Origin of the sequence: Bdellovibrio sp. KM01, from assembly GCF_013752535.1 — a bacterium.
In the GTDB taxonomy this organism is placed as follows: Bacteria; Bdellovibrionota; Bdellovibrionia; order Bdellovibrionales; family Bdellovibrionaceae; genus Bdellovibrio.
The window spans coordinates 1,526,714-1,545,077 of sequence record NZ_CP058348.1 but is presented as its reverse complement, the minus strand read 5'-3'; the positions used below and the strand labels follow the sequence as shown (position 1 = coordinate 1,545,077).

Here is an 18,364-nt window from a genome sequence, read left to right as displayed (position 1 = left end):
AGAGTGACAACTCTTCGAACGCTTCCTGAACTTCTTTCAAACTGGGGTCAAATTGGCCTGGAGCACAAAACCCGCTGAAAAAGCAGGCAAAAACTCAGAAAAATCAGGCTTTTTGAAAAAAGATGTTGAGGATGAGGGCCTTCTAATATTAAAAAGATCACCTCACTGCGGGTGTGGTGAAATGGTAGACACAGAAGATTCAAAATCTTCCGCGAAAGCATGGGGGTTCAAGTCCCTCCACCCGCACCAAAATTAAACAACCGCCTTTTGGCGGTTTTTTAATTTTTGCCTTATGCACTCCGACTTCGTCGGAGTATTTCCTGAAGATTAATACCACTCAGATCGAAGCCTTTGTTTTTGTCGTTCACTGCCGCCGGCAGCGAACTCCTGGCGCTAAGCTAAGTGCAGTCTTGTTTTTCGAAAGACTGAGTGACGATTATACAAAGCGCCTTATTTTTTGATAGAATTGAATCAGCGACGAGGTGTTTTGTATGAAGGCTCTTTTGATAGGTCTTTTGTTTGTTAGCTGTCTATCTGCTGGTGCGCAGCCGCAACTTGCTACCGTCTCCACATTAGAGAAAGCTACTAAAACACTTTCTAAAATCAATGTAGCCCCCGAAATCACAACCAAGAAAATGAACCCCATTTCTTTGTTCGCAAAGACCAATCCTCCTTCTTCAAAACCAGAAAAAGCCTCCAACGACCGACCCAAAGTTGAACGGTGAAATTTGGAGTCGCAACTCCTGCTTTTTGAGTGTTCGGGAACAAGACTTGGACCTTTGTTTGCTTTTCAGTTTCCTTTAGCCATGGCTTAATAAAGACATGGGACTTAGAACGACTACAAAACTGGTACTTTCAGCTATATTGGGCTTAGCCCTTTTAACTCCATTGAGCTGTGGCAAAGCCTACAATTCTTCCAGTTATGATGCTGATATTTATGGCGAAGGCGGCGGCGGAACGCCGGCATTCCAGGCCGCTCAAGCCATCCTTCGTGACAACTGTGCGACTTGCCATACTCAAGCGAGCCATCAAACTTGGGGTAATATCTCTGAAGCTCAATTCGTAGCTCAAAACCTGGTGACCCCAGGAAGCCTTTCAGGCTCTCAGCTTTATACTAAAATCTCTGGCAACAGCACAGGTATCGCCGGAAACATGCCACCCTCTGGAGGCAACCTCACCTCCGACCAACTGCAAACTCTAGAAACCTGGATCCTAAACATCCAATAAAAAAAGCCAGGCAAAAACCAGGCTTTTTTCGTTTTAGAGTCTGTAGGCTAACCCTACTCTCCAATACATCGTCTCGTCTTTATAGACCATTCCGAAGCTTTGGATGTATTCAAAGGATTGACCTACGCGCGCTCTGAGGTCTAAGAAGCCGCCGGAGATCATTTTTGAGCCTGACTGCACAGTTGTGTCAGCACTGCTGCCTGTTGGCCAATCTACATTCTTAAAGTACGACGAGATATCGAATCCGAAATCTACCTTCGGCCCCAGTCGATAAAAGATACGCGGAGTAATTCTCAAAGCTGTCCAGGGCACGCGGGCTTGGAAGTAATTAAGGCCGGTGTTTTTATCACCACCGACAGCGCTGCCACCAGCGATACCACCGCCGACACCCCAACCCCATTTAGGATAATAAAAGTTTTTTTCAACACCGACACCGAAACCATAGTAAGAGGCTTTGGAGTCTTGAGAGTTACCGGAAGTGGTATTGGTAATGGAAAGTTTCTCTACCCAAGAGTTGTACTCGCCCGTTAACAACCAGCGCTCCAAAGCGCGCGGAGCAGTCGCTGGTGCTGCGGTCGCAACTGATTTTGTGGGAGCACCATTTTTTTGCGCCCAACCAGAAACTGAAAGCAATACGATCGAAGAGATAATCAATAGCTGTTTCACGTTCGCCTCCTACAGGGACAGATGCAGTTGTGACTGCAACATCCAAGCATCCGCATTCACAGATGTATCATTTAATTTGCGACCATTTACGAAACCTGCGCGGAATTCCACCCGAGGCATCGGGAAGGCCAAAAGACCGAAAGACCATTTAAATTCATCGGCTGACTCTGATGACATTGTGGCATTGTAGTATTCAATTTGACTGAGAATATTATAACCACGTGTGATCCCCAGTAAGCTTTGCAACATCAGGTATCCACCGACCTTATCGCTTGGATTTGCCAGAGGGCTGTCTTTGACAAATCCCACTTCAGTCAAAAGACTGTCGCCTTTTTCAAAGCCTAACTTTTGGTGAAATTCCAAACGGGTTTTTTCCACGTAGTCATTTTTTGATTGCATGACTGCAAAACCCAATCGGTTCTTATCTGCCACGTCAAATTCCATCATCACCGAAAGACCCTTTTGGCGGACGTCTTCATCTTCCTGCAAGACATTCCCAATAAATAGATCACCCGTGATTTCCCAGTTGTCACCGTAGTATTGCGTGATCACACCCGTGGATTGGTCATTCTGCGCAACGTCCGTCACCAAACGACTATAGGAGGTATGGTCTGCGGTACGGATACCGAAGACTTTATCCATCGTTCCAACGTACGTGTAGAATTTCTTATTCACTTGCCAACGGAAGTAGTGTTCACGGGAAATAAAATTTTTGTTATCCGGATCATTCATATTGGCACGGGCCGCTGGCGTGAGCTGGTAGCCGCCTGACAAAACCATCAAGTACTTCGCGCCACGATCAAATTGAATTGCCACGTTGGCGTCGGCTTGCATGGTGATGTATTTCGTAACCGCAGCCGGTCCGCCTGGATTTTGCTGGAAGTAAAGTCCGCGATACTTGATGCCGGGACGAATCCACCATGGCAGTTGAGTCGAACCCAAAAAGCCTGACTTCGCGGCGATCTCTTCCTCGGGTAAGTTTTTATTGAATACCAGGTCACGAGCGGCGATCTCCGTCGTAAAAAGCGCGCGGCCGTAATCAGTCAGAGGACCGTTGCCCTGTCCGTTATAATGACATGTAATGCATGTGTTGTACCCGTAAGAAATAAAATCCGGATACGCTTGGCTGACTTGTGGAATTAATATTCCTGCAAGAAGCAAAAATGGAAGAAGTAAAATCACGCTGCAACCTCATTTGATGGACAAGACTTATTTCGAGTTTAAGTCTATGGTTCCAACGAATGAGGCGCAAATCAAAAAGCTTACAAATGCTCGGAGTTTTTGCGGCGCTCCTTACTGAGGAGCACCATTAGCAACCCACACGTCCACCAGAGTACGTTGAGCTTCAGAAAGGATACCACTTGTTGGCATCGGATTATTGGAGTTATTCATACGCGCTTGAATATTGGTAGCGGCAACTTTGGCGCTCGCATATTTTGTCAAATCCAATCCACCACGCGCATTGCTTGCACTATGACAGCTCACACAGCTGTTCGCAAACACTCCACCCACGGCAATCAACTGTGAATAAGTCACGTTCGTTGGAGTCGCAGTGGCTGTTGCCGTCGCTGTTGGAGTCGGCGTTGGAGACGTGGCCGTCGTCGATTTCAAAGTTTCATATTCCAAGGCGATTACATCGTTCGCGTTTGGAGTCATAACCACAATCGCATTAGCGGTGCCCGGAGAAAGATTCGTGGCTGTTGTCGTAGAAATTACAGCAGACACGTTTTGATAGGTGGTCGCCTCAACAGCTTTCGCCATATTAACGTAAAGATTCACTGTGTTCACCTGGTAGCTTCCAGAAGAAACATTTTTCAGACGCAAAGTCGGATTTCTAAACTCGTAACCTTGAGTCACACCACTGATCACTGCTCGACGAATATCGATTGTGGCAGTTAAAGGAGCCGAGGGTGTTGCACCAGCCAAATCCCATGTCATCGTTACGAATGTCGTAGCAAGATTCGCAGGGACTTTGACCGCCGCTGATTTAACTTTTGCAGAAACTTGAGCTTGCCCCGTATCAACCAAACATTGAGCATACTTGTCCTGAGCTGCACCCCAATAGGAATTGATCTCCGTGATGCGAGCTTGGTTTTGTGGACCTGTGTAGGGAGGTTTATGAGAACCATTCACGGCCTGACTTGAAATTTTAGCTGCACCCACGCTGGAGAAAGCCGCATAAGACGGCACAACATCCGGGCTACCAAACACTCCCAGACCGATACCACCAGAAACGTGACAGCCGCCGCAAGTTTGATTTAAAAATGGATGGAAAGTTGCAGCATAGACCTTTACGATCGCTTCTTCACAAGACTCCCCGCCGACTGTAGAAAACTCGGTGCTGCCACCGGCTACAGAGCTAAGGTTTGCCATAGTGAATCCCTCACCACAGTTGTTGAAAGCAACAACTGTGATAACAGCACCCACGGCCCAGAGAATTTTTTGAACAACTTTAGAGCTTCCCACTCATTCCCCCAAACACATACAAACACGCATTTAACTATTTATCGCTCACTCCCCAGCAGGCGACAAACGGCTTCCGCAATGCAGAAGCCAGAACACTTAAGCAACCTTGATCACCTGAGAAAGCTGAGACGTATCTAAGATACGATTAGCTACTCTATCAAACAGGTCCATTCGTTTATTCGCTTGGCACCAATTCGCAAATACAGCTGCCGCGACTAATTCAGGATTGGAACCAGTTACAAACGTCGGATCCGAAGCTTGATTGTCGTTGAATTGACCAACTTGGAAGTCGCTGGTTGCAGGACGACCTTTAGGATCGAAGTAAAACAAGTAAGCGACGCCGTGGCCACGGTCTCCAGCCCAACCAGCAGCGCGATCGTCTGAAGCATTGCTATATACGGAACCATCAGATACCACCATGATCATGACCGGTTTCCCTAACACAGAAGCGCTCTCAAGAATGCGCCCCACTTCAGTACCGGCATCAAGATCTCTTGTATCTCCCGTCGTGCGTGATCCATCATGGTAATCATAACCACCAAGTTCAATGTTTGCAGAACCTGCTTGTCCCAATAAAGTATTATAAATCATGGATCCGAATAAAAGTTCGCGGTTGTTGTTAGCGGTGTTTGCGGCAATACCCCAAACATTCGCAAACGTCGCATTCGATCGCGGATCGACGATCGAAGCACCCTTCGCCATCACATCCACGTTTTTAATTCCAGCGCAATCCAAAACCGTTTTTACAGTTTCCCCGCCATCTAATGTCGCGATTTTACGAGATTGAGTCTGAGTCAAATTACTCATCAGCTTTACCAATGAGTTCTTTTGATTGGCATTCAAAGCCGTCGACAATGAAGCTGTGTAGCCAATTGATGACAACAGAGCAGAATAGTTTTGCACGACTAATGGTGCTGGTGGAACCGCAAATCCAGCTGATTGATTCATTCCCGTGCGAGTGTTTCGATTGCCGATGTTTGGCAGATTAGTCCCTACCAATCCAGCCTTAGTCACTGCACCCGACACATCAAATTTATTCTGATTCGTATCATTTTGAGAATCGACGCAAAAACCAATAAAAGCTGTCTTGCCCATGGTGGCAGCGGAGGCTTTTGATTTTATTCCCGTCAAAAATTTGCTGATGCCATTGCCTGCAAAAGGCGCATTTCCAAAAGCTCGTTCAATAGGTACTTGATTATTACCTAGGCCCATCTTGTTGTATGAAGCCAGGGGTTGGCGAGCTGCATTTTGTGGGACATAGTTTGCCGCCATAGCAGCACCGCCGCTTAGGTTTACTGTCACCATCGGAATTAATGACAAAGGAACAGGACAGTTATCAGCTGCGTGAGCCTGATTGCCTAAAATCATTGATACCCAATTCGGAACGAACAAGTTCGCAGCGAATGGTATGATTCCCGCAGAAAGGAAATCGCGGCGAGTAACTGGCTTCTTATGTCCGGTAGCTGCCCAAAACGGGATTTCTTTTTTATCTTTTGCCATATTCTCCCCCAGAGAACTAAACCTAAAATCAAAACAAAACTAATAAGAAAGTGCGTCGAAGCTTGAAATCATTGCCGCACAAGTTGCCAGCATCAAGTTGCTAGTCGAGGCAGCTTGAGTGCGAGCATTCGCCGCCAAAGCTGCTATAAATTCACTTTTAAAACTCTGAAGCAATGCCAGTTCCTCAGCTGTTTCGTTACGGCCCCAGTAAGATCGGGCCATACCTCGCACACTGGCGTTGAACTGAGCATCCGTCACTGACGATACGCCTGCAGCGAAGTTGATGCTCCCGAAGAAATCACGAGAGCCAGCAGCTTCAGCTTTTTCTGTAGCCAGAACTGAATTGCAAACTTCGCCACCTAAACTTGTCGCACTTAGCATCAATGGTCCATTAGCCATAGTAAGGTCATTACCTGCAGCCAAAGCACCATAACGATTTGCATATTCCGTAGAGAGCGCCCCACTGACTGTGGATACGTTTGCAACTCTTAACATTGACTCAAACGTCTGCTCTGCTGACAAAAGTGCAAAGGGCATCCCTAGCGCTTCTGAGTCTGTCGTTTCTGCAGGCGTCCCACTGGAACTTGTCGAAGACAGATCAGACGCTCCTTGCATTTCACCATAACGACCGCAGTTATTAAAACTGAGCGTCACAAAGAACATTGAAGGCAGAACATAAAATAAAAACTTAGTATATTTCTTATTCATGACTTCCTCCGACTATTCCAAGCAGCCTGGTTTAGCAGCGACTTTTTCAAACAAACTTTTCAATTTGTAACCGCTGTTTTCAAACTCAACGCCCCAAGTTTTTAGCTTATCGAGGTCTTTAGCTTCATCGAAAGTCTTACGACAAACAGTTTCGTAAGCTCGCTTCGCCATACACTGACTAAAACGACGGGAGTTTGCGACTGTTGTGCCAAAACTTTTCGCACCATTACCTGACAAAGCATTGCCACGCCATTCGAAAAAGTTGGCATTTTTCTCACGAATTGCATTGTTCACCCATGAATCATCTCTCGTAATATATCCAGCAGGGAAAACGTTTGCATTCTTGTTATACTTTTGGATTACGCCCGTCGAATTATCCACGATGATAGTATATGCATCCGATGTATTAGAGTGAGGATTTGCATCGACGTGTTTAATGCCCGCTGGGTTGTTGTTAACTTCCCATTTGGCAAAAGCTCCGCGGAATCCATCCATAACAGTGTGGCAACCCTTACAGGATGTCAGAAACTTGTTATGGTCTCCACCTGGAAAACGGTCAATATCGCGACCGATTCGCAAATCAGATGCCCCCGTGTCAGCCCACTCGCTTAAAGGGACACACATAAATTCGCGGAACGTATATTCCACCAAACGACGGTTTGTTCCCATCACCGTGTGCGCTGATTGAAAGGCACGAGACGTCAGAACACCTGCGGGGTCCGGATTGGCAACCGTTGCGGCATCGCCTACCGCAATAACCTGGCCATTAACACGCACCAAGTTTTTAGCAAGGTTCACGCGTTTGTCTTCAAGGTCGATATAGTGGTTATTAGTCAGCAGAATATCTGCAACCAGATTGGAGCGAACACCAGTCAGATTGTCAGCGCCTCTGTAATAGAAGTTACCGTTCAATAGCTCACGCGCATCTCTTTGATCACGAGTGACACCAATAACCGCAGCCACCATATCGTTCAAATCTGTTTTGATCGTTTCATCACGTGTCGAAAGCTTAAGTGCCATCAACTTGACGGTAATGTTTAGAAAATTGTCGTCAGCGGTCGCAATTTTTGCGGCACCTTCGACATCTCCTCTGTTCAAGAATGTCACCATCTGCGCAACTACGGGACTGTCAGCAGGAAGTTTAGTTCCTGTTAAACGTTCATAAATTTTTCTGGCTTTCAGTTCCATTGCGGAAGGATCTGCTGCAGTAAGAACCGGTTTAACCTGCGCATTCGCAGAGTTAGTACCTGTTCCCATTCCTAGTATAATAAGTGGTAATAGTAAGAATCGCATTTCGCCCCCCCAGGCCTTATCGACAATTTTCACGCACAAATGACAGTTAAACGATAAAAAACTCTTGCAATCTCAACTTGATACTGGAGAAGTTTTTTGCATCAGGGGGTTTTTGACTAAGAGATCTTCAAATCATTCGTTCGACTTCAAATTTTCACTCTGAGTTCGCTAGAATTTCGTCGGTTTTTGGGGGCTTAATAAGCGCCAGTTTGAGGCGGTTTTTAGAGTGAAATCCTAATTTTCCGAGAATGTTTTTTCAAGAAAACAAAGAGGGCTAACGAGGAGCCGTCCCCGACGGAGATGAGGGGTTCACGAATGCAGGTTCAAGGTTCAAAGACTGCTCTTCCTGAGGAGAAGGACGACCTAATTTATCAAGCTCTCTTGAAATTTTCGCACCCCAACTGGTTGCTGCCGCGACTTGATATTCAAGACCATCTTTGCCTTTGTAACGAGTGAGCTTACTGCTATCGATAAAGTCGCAGTGAAGCTTACTCAAAATCTTTTTTAAGGTCCTGACTCCGGAATCCAAATTGGAAGCATACGGTTCTTTACTAAGTTGCGGAGGGCCAATCCACACGCAGCGACTTTGAATTCGTTCGATTTCACTCACCATTTTCTCGATAGAGGACTGTTCATTTTGCATATCCCGTTCATTCTTTAACATATAAGTACCCAGTGCGATGATGGTCAGATCCGGATCGGATTTTGCGAGCTCCTCTGAAAATGAACGGGATTTAAATTCTTTGCTTTTGCGCTCGCGACGTTTTTCATCGCGTTGCCAGAATCCACATACTGACGACTGGAATTCAGTCCTGACTCCAATCCAATTTGCGGGAGTAGATCCACATTCCGCAATCGTATTTACCTCTATAGATATAGTGCGAAGATAAGCATCCACGGCATTTCCAAACGCCCCGGCCACATGATCATCACCAATAAATAAAACACTTTCATACATCGGCGGAGCCACCGAGGAAGCCTTACTTGGCATCGGCAAAAGTGAAAACAATAAAATCAACAGCACCCGCATTTTGACCCCTCACCGTCTGCTTCTTCATCCTGGCTTTGATTTCCGGCAGAGTAAATTTGAACTTCAACACTGGATTTAGGCCTCTAGACACTGTTGCCAGTCAGCTTGTAATCTTTTGAATCTAGTCAAAAATAAATGAATGAGAGTTTTACTCCCCCTGCTTGTTGTCCTGACCACGTTGTGGTCCTCTGCTCAGGCCGTTTCCGCAGACCGAGAAGCTGCGGTGAATATCATTACCTATTGGCCAACAGGCTTTCGCGTCGACGAGTCGACGCAAGGTCAGCGGGTGCAGAGACTTTTATCAAAGATTAAAAATCTGGGCATAGATACAGTGATCTTTAATTTTCGCGGCAAGATGATTGGCGGAAAATCAAACACTGTGACTTCCGTCGTGCCCGATGATCTGCAACGCCAAGAAGAGTATCACCTGGAAGCGACCATCCACTATGCAAAGTCTCTGGGGTTAAAAGTCGCCTTTCGCCCGATTTTGTTGGTGGTTGGACCTCACGGAGAATTCCCTTATGAAGATGAAGACGGAACTTTATGGTGGCATGGCGTGATTCAACCCGACAATCCTGAAAAATGGTTCAAAAGTTTTTTTGAATACCATGAGCGCTATATGAAAATTGCCGCGCGCACCGATGCGGCCTGGTATTCCATCGGAGCCGAGATGCACTCCTTGACCTCGGGACTGGGCAGTCGCAATCCTCCTCGCCGATTTGGCAGGCCGGATCTGTGGTTGCACCTCGCTTACCAGGCCCGGGATGTCCTGGGTCCCCGGGTGAAAATGACTTATGGTGCGAACTACACTGATCAATACGTTTTAGAAGGTGGCGTAAGAACCTGGGGTGGAGAATTTGAACAGTGGCGCCACGATCTTACCTTTGCTGCTCGCACGGACGCCGAGATTCGCCATCAGCAATACCTTCGTAACTTTTGGAACATGCTGGATTTCATAGGCCTTGATTACTATCGCGCCCTCGGCGAAGCAGAAACAGATTATCCCACCGCTTATGACAGCCTGATCAAAGTTTTAACACCGTTTTCTTTTCAGTACGCTTTGAATCTGCAAAATGCTTTGACACAGATAAATCATTCAGCCGTCACTGACAAGTATCTGGCCATTCAAGAAGTCGGCTATCGCAGTGTTGAGAAATGTTTTGTTTCGCCCTATTTGTACGAAGACGGTCACACGCCGATCAATTATCAACATCAAGCAGCTGCGTGGGACGCACTTTTGATGTCGCTATGGAATTCCCAAAGCCACTGGCTGAGAAGCGTCGGAATTTGGCAGGTCTTGGTGGATGAAGACACGGATACTTCCGTAAATGGTGGGTTCTCCCCTTTGGGAAAAGAACCCACGGAGCAGGTTTTAAAAAAGTATTTTCTCCCAGCAGAATAAGACCTACGACCATTCCTCACAACTAAACTGATTCAAATTGAAACGGTTTGGTTATATCTGTGAAATATTACTCGCGTGTTCCATAGGATTCTACGGAACACGAGCGAACACGCCGATGAATTTAATATGAGATCATGTACGTCCTTATTTCTCATTTTGATTTCCTTTGTAGGCAGCATTGCGTCTGCCTCTCCAGATTCATTTAACTATCAGGGACGGATTCTTCGTTCAGATGGCAACCCCCTTGAATACAATAACGTGAGCTTTGCCTTTGAAATTACAAATGCCACTGGTAATTGCGTGTTCTATCGCGAGCAAAAAGATCACGTGAATATGCAAGGAACGAAAGGTGTCTTTGACGTTCCAATCGGAGTCGGCACCCGCCTTTTCCCTATCGGTCCCACCGCTGATATTCGTGATGCTTTTAAAAACTCCGTGGCTTTAGATTGCGCCGGAGGCGGCACCTATACTGCCGCTGAAAATGAAACACGCCTTTTGAAAGTTCAATTCCACGACGGCAATGGCTGGAATGCCATCACACCAAATTCAGAAATTCGCTCAGTGCCCTTTGCTACATTTTCTTATTCCTCTGCTCGATTGGGAAATAACTTACCAACAGATTTCGTTTTGAAAACGAATGTAGCCACTTGTACACTCGGTCAATATTTGACCTATGACGGTTCAACATTCTCTTGTCAAAATGACTCCGGAGGCAGCGGCACAGTCAGTGACGTTAACGTGACTTCGCCTCTGACGAAATCTGGGACAAGCTCTATTCCGGTCATCGGAATCAGCATAGGCACAGCCGTGGGAACTGTGGCTGCCGGTAACGACTCACGCTTTGGCAACGCAACGAAAGTTCAAGGTGTCAATGTCAGCTCAACAGCGCCGACATCAGGGCAAGTATTACGATACGATGGCAGCAGTGCCTGGTTGGCAGCGACTTTAGCAATCTCTGATATTTCAGGATTGAGTACTCAGCTCTCAAATAAAGTTGATTCAACGATGTTCCCAACAACTTGTACTGCCGGTCAGTCGTTGTCGTTTATAACCCCAGCAAATAGATTTGATTGTTATACGATTTCAATCACGGAGTCGCAAATTTCTGGAACAATATCTGCTGCAAAAATCAGTGGCAATATTTCTGGAAATGCGGCGGGATTTACCGGGTCCTTAAGCGGAGATGTGAGTGGCACCCAAAGCACCACCTCCGTTGATAAAATTAAAGGTGTCAGCGTCGACACGACGGCACCAACCACGGGGCAGGTCTTAAAATACAATGGGACAATGTGGGCCCCTGCTGCAGACTCCTCGAACTCAGGCACCATCACCGGCGTGACAGCAAGCACAGGCTTAACTGGTGGCGGAACATCGGGAACAGTCACTTTGGCAGTCAACGTTGGAACTGGTGCAAGCCAAATCGTTCAATTGGATTCTTCAGCAAAACTTCCTGCAGTCGATGGTTCGGCCTTAACTAATATATCACCTGCAAATTTGTCTGCTGTGGTGCCAATTACTAAAGGTGGTACAGGACAAAGTACGAACACGGCAGGCTTCAATGCCCTCAGCCCGGTAACAACCAAAGGTGATTTAATCACCCGCGATGGAACTAATAATGTTCGCTTGGCTGTGGGAACCGATGGACAAGTCTTAGCCGCGGATAGCGCTCAGACTAGTGGCTTGAAATGGGTGACTCCAACCAATGGAACTGTCACAAGCGTTACGGCTTCGGCTCCTTTAAGTGTCGCAACGGGAACTTCCACTCCAGTTATCTCTATTTCCAATGGTTCAGCAACAGGCCAAACTTTAAGATGGAGTGGTGCTGCTTGGTTGGCGACTAAACTAACATATACGGATCTTTTGAACTCATCTTCCGTCAGCCCTTGGCCATCAACAACTTGCTTGGCAGGCCAAGCCGTCATCTGGAGTTCAGCTTCGGACTCATTCGTATGTACGACAATCACGATCACAGGTTCTAACTTTGCGTCGCAATCTGCGAACTTAGTATTTGCGGGACCTACAAGTTCGACGGCGACTCCGACATTTAGATCTTTGGTTTTAGCTGATTTGCCTTCGGGAACACTCTCTGGCTCAGGCGCCGCTGGGTATATCCCTTATTACAGCGCAAGTGCGACCCTAGCGAATTCGCCGATATACACAAGCAGCGGGAACGTCGGTATCGGCACCGCTTCGCCTGCACAAAAACTCACGGTTGACAACGGCTCTGACAATGGAACAACTGCTAATTTAAGATTGCGCAGTCAGACGACCCGTTATCGCGGCGACCTTTATATACAAGGTTCAAGTGGCCTTTACCTCAATTCTTATGACGATACGGGTGCCACACCTTTAGCAATGAATTTTGATGCTTCTAAATATGTCTTGAACGTCGGTACATTTACCAATGGCGTTCCTTTATTCCAAATCACTGGCCCTGATGTCTCTGGAAATACAACGGCACTTTATTTGAAATCCGGAAACAATGTCGCAACGACAGACGTTACTGATCTCACTGCCGTGAGTGTTGACTTCGCGATGTTTGATGGCAACACGACCAGCCCCACAAATCCGCAGGGACGTATCGCAGTTAAAGTCGGAAAAGATCACAACACTGCCCATGGGGAATCCAGCGGCCAAATGGTTTTCTATACAGCGATTGGCGATACTGGGGGCGATACTTTCAACACCAACACCCTCTCCGAACGCATGCGTATCAATGAATATGGCGATGTCGGCATTGGTACGAGCTCTCCAGGTATGGATTCCATCTACTCGGGCAGAAATTATCTGACTCTGAAAGGTACGGCAACGACTGCTGCCAATGGCTCCGGAAATCTGCAATTAACTTCAAATGCGTCCGATGCCTTAGGTGTGAACCTGGGAAATATCGAATGGCTTGATAGTGCTAATAACACGAGCATCCGCCGCGCGGGGTACATTTCCATGTCGACTTCAACTACAACCGCTAACAATCGCGGATCTGATATGTCATTGGCCACTCGTCCTGACGCCGGCACGAATGCCATTGAGCGTGTCAGAATTACCGCGGGCGGCATGGTTGGTATCGGAACAGCTCCAAGTTATCTCTTTGATCTTTATGGAGCGACGAACCCGACCATGAGAATACAAAGCGCTAGTAACGATGCCATCGGCCCCACTATTAAACTAACAGAAGACACGATTGAAAACGGTGCCATCGTTCGCTATCAAAGTACGAATAACACCTTGGACTTAACAATGCTCAGTGGGGGGACTGAAGTACCAGGAATCTCCATTGCCCGCACAACAGGTTATGTTGGCATGGGTACAACGAGCCCCTCTTACAGATTGCATGTCGTCGGCACAGCGGGTTTGTCGACCGGAACAGCTTGGACCAATGCTTCCGATGCCCGCCTAAAAGACATTCACGGAGATTATGAATACGGCTTAAACGAAGTATTGAAACTTCACACTGTCCGCTATTCCTACAAAAAAGATAATCCTCTACAACTGCCCTCCGATTTCAAAAAGACCGGCTTCATTGCGCAAGAAGTTCAAAAAGTAATTCCTGATGCCGTCACGACACGCAAAGATGGATATCTAGAGTTGAATGTCGATCCGATTCACTGGGCCGTCGTCAATGCCATCAAAGACCTTTATAAAGAGATCACCGCAAAATTCGCCTCTCACGAGGAGCGTTTAACGAAAGTCGAAGCAGAGCTTGCTGTGATTCGTGAACAAAATGAACTTCTCAAAAAACAAAATGAGTCCCTGCAATTGCTTTTAAAAACACAAAGCCCCCAAAGAGCTCCCGCAAGTGCACATTGATCCGGCTAGGGGCTCACATGCCATTCACACCAGTTGACGGCTGGGACTTCGCGACCGTCTTCAATGAATTCCAAAACCTCAACGACACTTTGACCGACACCCATCGCCGAGGCAGGATTTTGACCCGTGACCAGGCGTCCACTTTTAACCACGTGAGCGGCAAACTTTGAGGCATGCGTGTAAGTGGCTCCGCGGAATTGAATTTTATCCTGAAGTAAGAACGGCACGACGTTTTCCATTCCTACAGCCTCTTCTTCGGAATTACTAAAGGCAGCGACTTCATGATCCTTGATCAAATAAACTCCCTGGGAGGTTTTGACATTCACCAATCCAGCAGCGCCATGGCAGACAGCCGCGACCACGCCGTCGTGTTCCCAAATTTCGGAAGTGATTTCCTGCAGCTTTTTATTTTGTGGAAGATCGAACATCGCTCCGTGGCCCCCGGCAAAGAAAATCGCGCAATAGTTTTCAGGGCGAACTTCCTCTGCAGATAAACTGCCAGCAACTTTCTCCAGAAAATCTTCATCATTCATCCACACGGCATTGATGGGATCATCCATCTTCACACCATCCAAAGGAATCTCTCCCCCCAAAGGACTGGCAATGTCGATCTCATATCCTGCGGCTTGAATTTCTTGATAAGGATGAGTCAGTTCCGACAAAAAGGCTCCCGTTCTTAACCCCGTATCACCCAGGCGGTTGCAGTTGGTTGCAACGAATAGAACCTTCTTCGATTTCATGGAAACCTCCCCAGTGTCTTTAGAATCCGTTATCACCGGGACAAGAACCATTTTTTTAAAAGCTTTTGCAAACGTACAGAGGATTCACTGGACAAAAGGAGGCTAGCCCCCTAGGTTCTGGAGCCCATGAAGCTTTTGTACCAAGACCCTCATTTTATCGCCGTCGACAAACCCTCGGGTTTTCACGTCCATCCTCCGGAGGATTCGCAGTACAAAATTCCTCGCGATAAAATCTGCCTGTACCTGGTGCGCAATATGATGAAGCAACATGTGTATCCGGTGCATCGCTTAGATGCGGCGACCAGTGGTGTTTTGCTTTTCGCTCTTTCATCCCAGGCGGCGGGCATGATCTGCAAAATGTTTGCGGAGCGTTCTCCGCAAAAAACCTATTGGGCAGTAGCTCGCGGCTTCGTCCCTGAATCTGGCGATATCAAAGTTCCATTGGAGCTCGATTCCACGGGAAATTTGGTGGATGCTCATACCTCTTTCATCCGTCAGGCGACAATCGAAATTCCGGTTGCCGTGGGAAAAAAGTTTCCCGCAGCTCGCTATTCCTTGATGGAAGTAAAACCGCACTCGGGTCGCTATCACCAAATTCGTCGTCATTTTAATCGTATTTCTCATCCCCTGTTGGGCGACGCTTATCACGGGGACTCCCATCACAATCGCTTTTTCAGAAATGAATTGGGCATCGAAGGCTTGTGTTTGAAGGCGCGAAGCATCGAGTTCACACACCCGTGGACGGGCGAGCGTGTTTTCATTGAATCACCGACGTGTGAGAAATGGAATAAGATCCACGCCTTGTTTGATGCAAGTAAACCGATGAGTGAAAAACTCAAAGTCCCTTAGAATTTAATTTATTTAAATTTATCGACCGGAATTCCCTTACCCAGGTACTTTTGCAAAAGTGCATCGTATTCAGGAGAGGCTTTAAGAGCAGCCATTCCACGTTCAAACTTCTCGCGAAGTTCGATGGCTTCAGGCTGCGTTTTTGAAAGCTGCATGTAGATCGGCTCATTAGAGAGATCAATCACCGTGGCCAACGCCTCTTTAAGTTCTGGATGATGATTCAGGTAATAGTACAAAACCATTTCATCAATCGCGGCAAACTTCACACGACCCGACTCCACGAGGCGAAGCGCTGTCATATCATTCACTGTGTAATAGCGAACAATACGGGTGTTGTCATCGAACTCGGGACCGAAAGTAAAGCCACTTGGCAAAGCCACGGTTTTATACTCAAGATCAGAAATCTTTTTAGGTTTTTTAAGGGCTTCTTTCACGTAGCGTTTATTCGCAACGATCAGACCGCGGCTGCGGAAAAGGTAGTTGTTGGGGAAAACATATTTTGCCGCCAGCTCTTCATTTTTGGCAGTATTGGCGCAAGCCACTTCTTTGCCTTCGGGCTCAGTCAGGGCCATGCAACGCAGATAAGGAACTTGCTGAATTTGAACCTCAGCCCCTTCCAGCCGCATTGCTGCTTTAACCAGGTCTATAGAAAGACCTGCGGGTTGACCATCCTTAACGTAAGCATAAGGAGGCCAGTTATCTTCCATCAAAACGCGGAAAACCTTCTTTGCTTGTGCCGGCAAGGCAAAGCAAAGTGCAGTCGCTAAAAGTAATCCGGTTTTTTTGATTTCCAACATGGGTCGCACTTTATGTTAGCACTTCAAAATGTGCTAATTACTGTTTCGCAAAGGTAAAAAAGTGAGTCCATAGAAACCCATGAAGGTAGTGATTGGTGATCCTACCCCGACTTGAACGGGGATCTGACGTTTAGGAAACGTAAGCTCTATCCAGTTGAGCTATAGGATCGCTCCCGGGAATTAACAATTGATTATAATAAAGGCAAATTTAACGGCCAAGCCATTTTTAATGCGTTACGGAGAACTCGGGCTGCAGCAATTCAGTTTTGGCGGTCGAGCCAACGCGCGTCGAAAATTGGACGGCCTTTTCGGCGTCGAGAACGCCTTTACCGTACTGATTTTTTAGATTGTCGGCGGTTGGCGGCGTGGCCGTCGCCATCAATATTTTTTTAATTTGGGCGGATTTAAGCTTCTTGTTGGCTGCCTTCATCAAGGCCACAACGCCAGTCACATGCGGGGCTGCCATGGAAGTGCCACTAAGAACCTGGAAACCTGAAGATGCAGCCTGCAAGGTAGCCATCACGGTTTCCCCGCGAGCCAGGCGGTCTTCGATCACTTTCGAGTTGCCGTTTCCGATCATGAAAATCGCTATCGGCAAGGTTTTATCCTTTTCCGTGAACCTGCCCACTTCCAAGCCTGGGCGATTGTTAACAAAGATAATCGCAGTGGCGCCGGCTTTGATGGCGTTATTGATTTTATTCATGAACTTGCCTTTGCCTCGACGAACCAGGACAAAGCGACCTTTGACGTTTTTCCCGTCATAGTCCGCTATCGAGTCCCCCTCGCCCACGTTCACCAGTTCCCCTTTTAAGGAGTTGCGAACTTCACGTGTGCCACCGAAAGTGCTGGCCAGATATTTTACAGAAAAGCCGGTCGATGTTTCAATTTTGACGGAGTGAACTTTCCCGCGAGTTGCCGGGAATGTTGAATACACATCCACGCCAGGTGCCACCAGGGCGAGCTCCGGGCCATATTGGGAAAACGTCGCACGAAGCATGCTTGGATCCACTGCACCCACAGCAATCACAGTCGGCAGAGCCGCTGGAAAGAACACACGATTTGAACCCCAGTTACCACTGGAGGCCACAACCGCGATACCTGCCTGGTCAGCACGTTTGATTGCTTCGTCCTGAGCTGCCGTGGAAGAAATTCCTGAAATAGAAATATTCATTACGTCAACTTTTTGAGTCACACCCCAGTTAATCGCCGCAATCATGGCAGCAGTTGAGCAACCTTTTTCAAAACAGGCACGAGCCATTAACAGTTTTGCTTTCGGTGCCACACCTGTAAAGCCGTTCACGTCTTGTTTGGCAGCGATAATGCCCGCCACGTGAGTTCCGTGACCGCGAATATCTGTAATATCGCTGCCGTCGCTTTCACCAGTAAAGTCGCGACCTTTTTCAAAGTTATCTTTTAGTGAAGGATGAGTTTTATCAAGACCGCTATCGATCAACAAAACACGAGCGCCCTCCCCCTGACGGGAAAGCGACCAGGCGGCCGGTGCCTTGATTGCGGCAACTCCCCAGGGCACACCAGCTACGGGAGTATCTGCAGGAGCACGTCCGCTGATGTTGAGTTCTGCACGTTGCAGATACAGGGGAATTTCTAATTCATAAGGAATGATTTGATCTTCTTCGACCAAAACCACATCAGGATTCTGTTTCAGACGTTCAACATCCGAGGGATCTTCTGTTTGAACGATGTAAGTGCCAATCTGATGCAGACTGGATTCCACACGCCCCGCAATTTCGCGCTCAAACGAAGGGCGAGCCGCAAACAGCGGAGCTTCGTCCTTCATCATGACGATATAGCGAGCCGCCTGGGCCGCTGGCGCCAATGAAATTAAGATTGCGAAAAAAGCGAAAACCTTCATTTAGTC

At 47.3% G+C, this 18,364-nt stretch carries 15 protein-coding genes and 2 tRNA genes; 6 read left to right on the top strand and 11 right to left on the bottom strand.

Annotated features, from left to right (window positions below):
• Positions 1 to 167: 167 nt before the first annotated feature.
• From HW988_RS07560 to HW988_RS07550, 3 genes are all read left to right on the top strand, one after another.
• A tRNA-Leu gene (locus HW988_RS07560) sits at positions 168 to 249 on the top strand.
• Between the two features lie 242 nt (positions 250 to 491).
• Positions 492 to 725 carry a hypothetical protein gene (locus HW988_RS07555; protein ID WP_181606936.1) on the top strand — a complete coding sequence of 78 codons (234 nt, stop codon included), beginning with the start codon at positions 492 to 494 and terminating at the stop codon, positions 723 to 725.
• A 97-nt stretch (positions 726 to 822) separates the two neighbouring features.
• Complete coding sequence (locus tag HW988_RS07550; RefSeq protein ID WP_181606934.1) at positions 823 to 1,227, top strand: hypothetical protein; 405 nt, start codon at positions 823 to 825, stop codon at positions 1,225 to 1,227.
• A gap of 33 nt (positions 1,228 to 1,260) precedes the next feature.
• On the opposite strand, the gene HW988_RS07545 is transcribed toward HW988_RS07550, so the two are convergent.
• From HW988_RS07545 to HW988_RS07515, 7 genes are all read right to left on the bottom strand, one after another.
• Positions 1,261 to 1,893, bottom strand: coding sequence for a hypothetical protein (locus HW988_RS07545; protein WP_181606931.1), 633 nt, complete (start codon positions 1,891 to 1,893; stop codon positions 1,261 to 1,263).
• Positions 1,894 to 1,902: 9 nt separating this feature from the next.
• Positions 1,903 to 3,075 (bottom strand): hypothetical protein, encoded by a 1,173-nt coding sequence (locus HW988_RS07540; RefSeq protein ID WP_181606929.1) that lies wholly within the window; start codon positions 3,073 to 3,075, stop codon positions 1,903 to 1,905.
• Positions 3,076 to 3,186: 111 nt separating this feature from the next.
• The gene (locus HW988_RS07535) at positions 3,187 to 4,359 is read right to left on the bottom strand and encodes a hypothetical protein (protein WP_181606927.1); all 1,173 of its coding nucleotides are present in this window, start codon (positions 4,357 to 4,359) and stop codon (positions 3,187 to 3,189) included.
• A gap of 96 nt (positions 4,360 to 4,455) precedes the next feature.
• On the bottom strand, positions 4,456 to 5,859 hold the full coding sequence (locus tag HW988_RS07530; protein ID WP_181606926.1) for a hypothetical protein: 1,404 nt from the start codon (positions 5,857 to 5,859) through the stop codon (positions 4,456 to 4,458).
• Positions 5,860 to 5,898: 39 nt separating this feature from the next.
• Entirely contained in the window at positions 5,899 to 6,567 is a 669-nt protein-coding gene (locus HW988_RS07525) for a hypothetical protein (RefSeq protein ID WP_181606924.1), read from the bottom strand.
• Positions 6,568 to 6,579: 12 nt separating this feature from the next.
• Positions 6,580 to 7,860: a hypothetical protein gene (locus tag HW988_RS07520; RefSeq protein ID WP_220128825.1), complete on the bottom strand. Its 1,281-nt coding sequence runs from the start codon at positions 7,858 to 7,860 to the stop codon at positions 6,580 to 6,582.
• Positions 7,861 to 8,134: 274 nt separating this feature from the next.
• Positions 8,135 to 8,890, bottom strand: a complete 756-nt coding sequence (locus HW988_RS07515) for a hypothetical protein (RefSeq protein ID WP_181606921.1) — start codon at positions 8,888 to 8,890, stop codon at positions 8,135 to 8,137.
• A 139-nt stretch (positions 8,891 to 9,029) separates the two neighbouring features.
• Between HW988_RS07515 and HW988_RS07510 the strand changes: the two genes are divergently transcribed.
• Together HW988_RS07510 and HW988_RS07505 are read left to right on the top strand one after the other, a co-directional pair.
• Positions 9,030 to 10,292, top strand: coding sequence for a hypothetical protein (locus HW988_RS07510; RefSeq protein WP_181606919.1), 1,263 nt, complete (start codon positions 9,030 to 9,032; stop codon positions 10,290 to 10,292).
• 126 nt (positions 10,293 to 10,418) lie between these two features.
• Positions 10,419 to 14,099 carry a tail fiber domain-containing protein gene (locus HW988_RS07505; RefSeq protein ID WP_181606917.1) on the top strand — a complete coding sequence of 1,227 codons (3,681 nt, stop codon included), beginning with the start codon at positions 10,419 to 10,421 and terminating at the stop codon, positions 14,097 to 14,099.
• A 5-nt stretch (positions 14,100 to 14,104) separates the two neighbouring features.
• Here HW988_RS07505 and HW988_RS07500 read toward each other — a convergent pair whose 3' ends face one another.
• Positions 14,105 to 14,839, bottom strand: coding sequence for a type 1 glutamine amidotransferase domain-containing protein (locus HW988_RS07500; RefSeq protein ID WP_181606916.1), 735 nt, complete (start codon positions 14,837 to 14,839; stop codon positions 14,105 to 14,107).
• A 126-nt stretch (positions 14,840 to 14,965) separates the two neighbouring features.
• Between HW988_RS07500 and HW988_RS07495 the strand changes: the two genes are divergently transcribed.
• Complete coding sequence (locus tag HW988_RS07495; RefSeq protein ID WP_181606914.1) at positions 14,966 to 15,688, top strand: pseudouridine synthase; 723 nt, start codon at positions 14,966 to 14,968, stop codon at positions 15,686 to 15,688.
• A gap of 8 nt (positions 15,689 to 15,696) precedes the next feature.
• Here the strand turns inward: HW988_RS07495 and HW988_RS07490 are convergent, their stop codons facing one another.
• From HW988_RS07490 to HW988_RS07480, 3 genes are all read right to left on the bottom strand, one after another.
• A complete protein-coding gene (locus HW988_RS07490; RefSeq protein WP_181606912.1) occupies positions 15,697 to 16,485 on the bottom strand; it encodes an ABC transporter substrate-binding protein in 789 nt (262 codons plus the stop codon).
• A gap of 93 nt (positions 16,486 to 16,578) precedes the next feature.
• Positions 16,579 to 16,654, bottom strand: a tRNA-Arg gene (locus HW988_RS07485).
• Positions 16,655 to 16,711: 57 nt separating this feature from the next.
• A complete protein-coding gene (locus HW988_RS07480) occupies positions 16,712 to 18,358 on the bottom strand; it encodes a S8 family serine peptidase (protein ID WP_181606910.1) in 1,647 nt (548 codons plus the stop codon).
• Between the last annotated feature and the right edge of the window lie 6 nt (positions 18,359 to 18,364).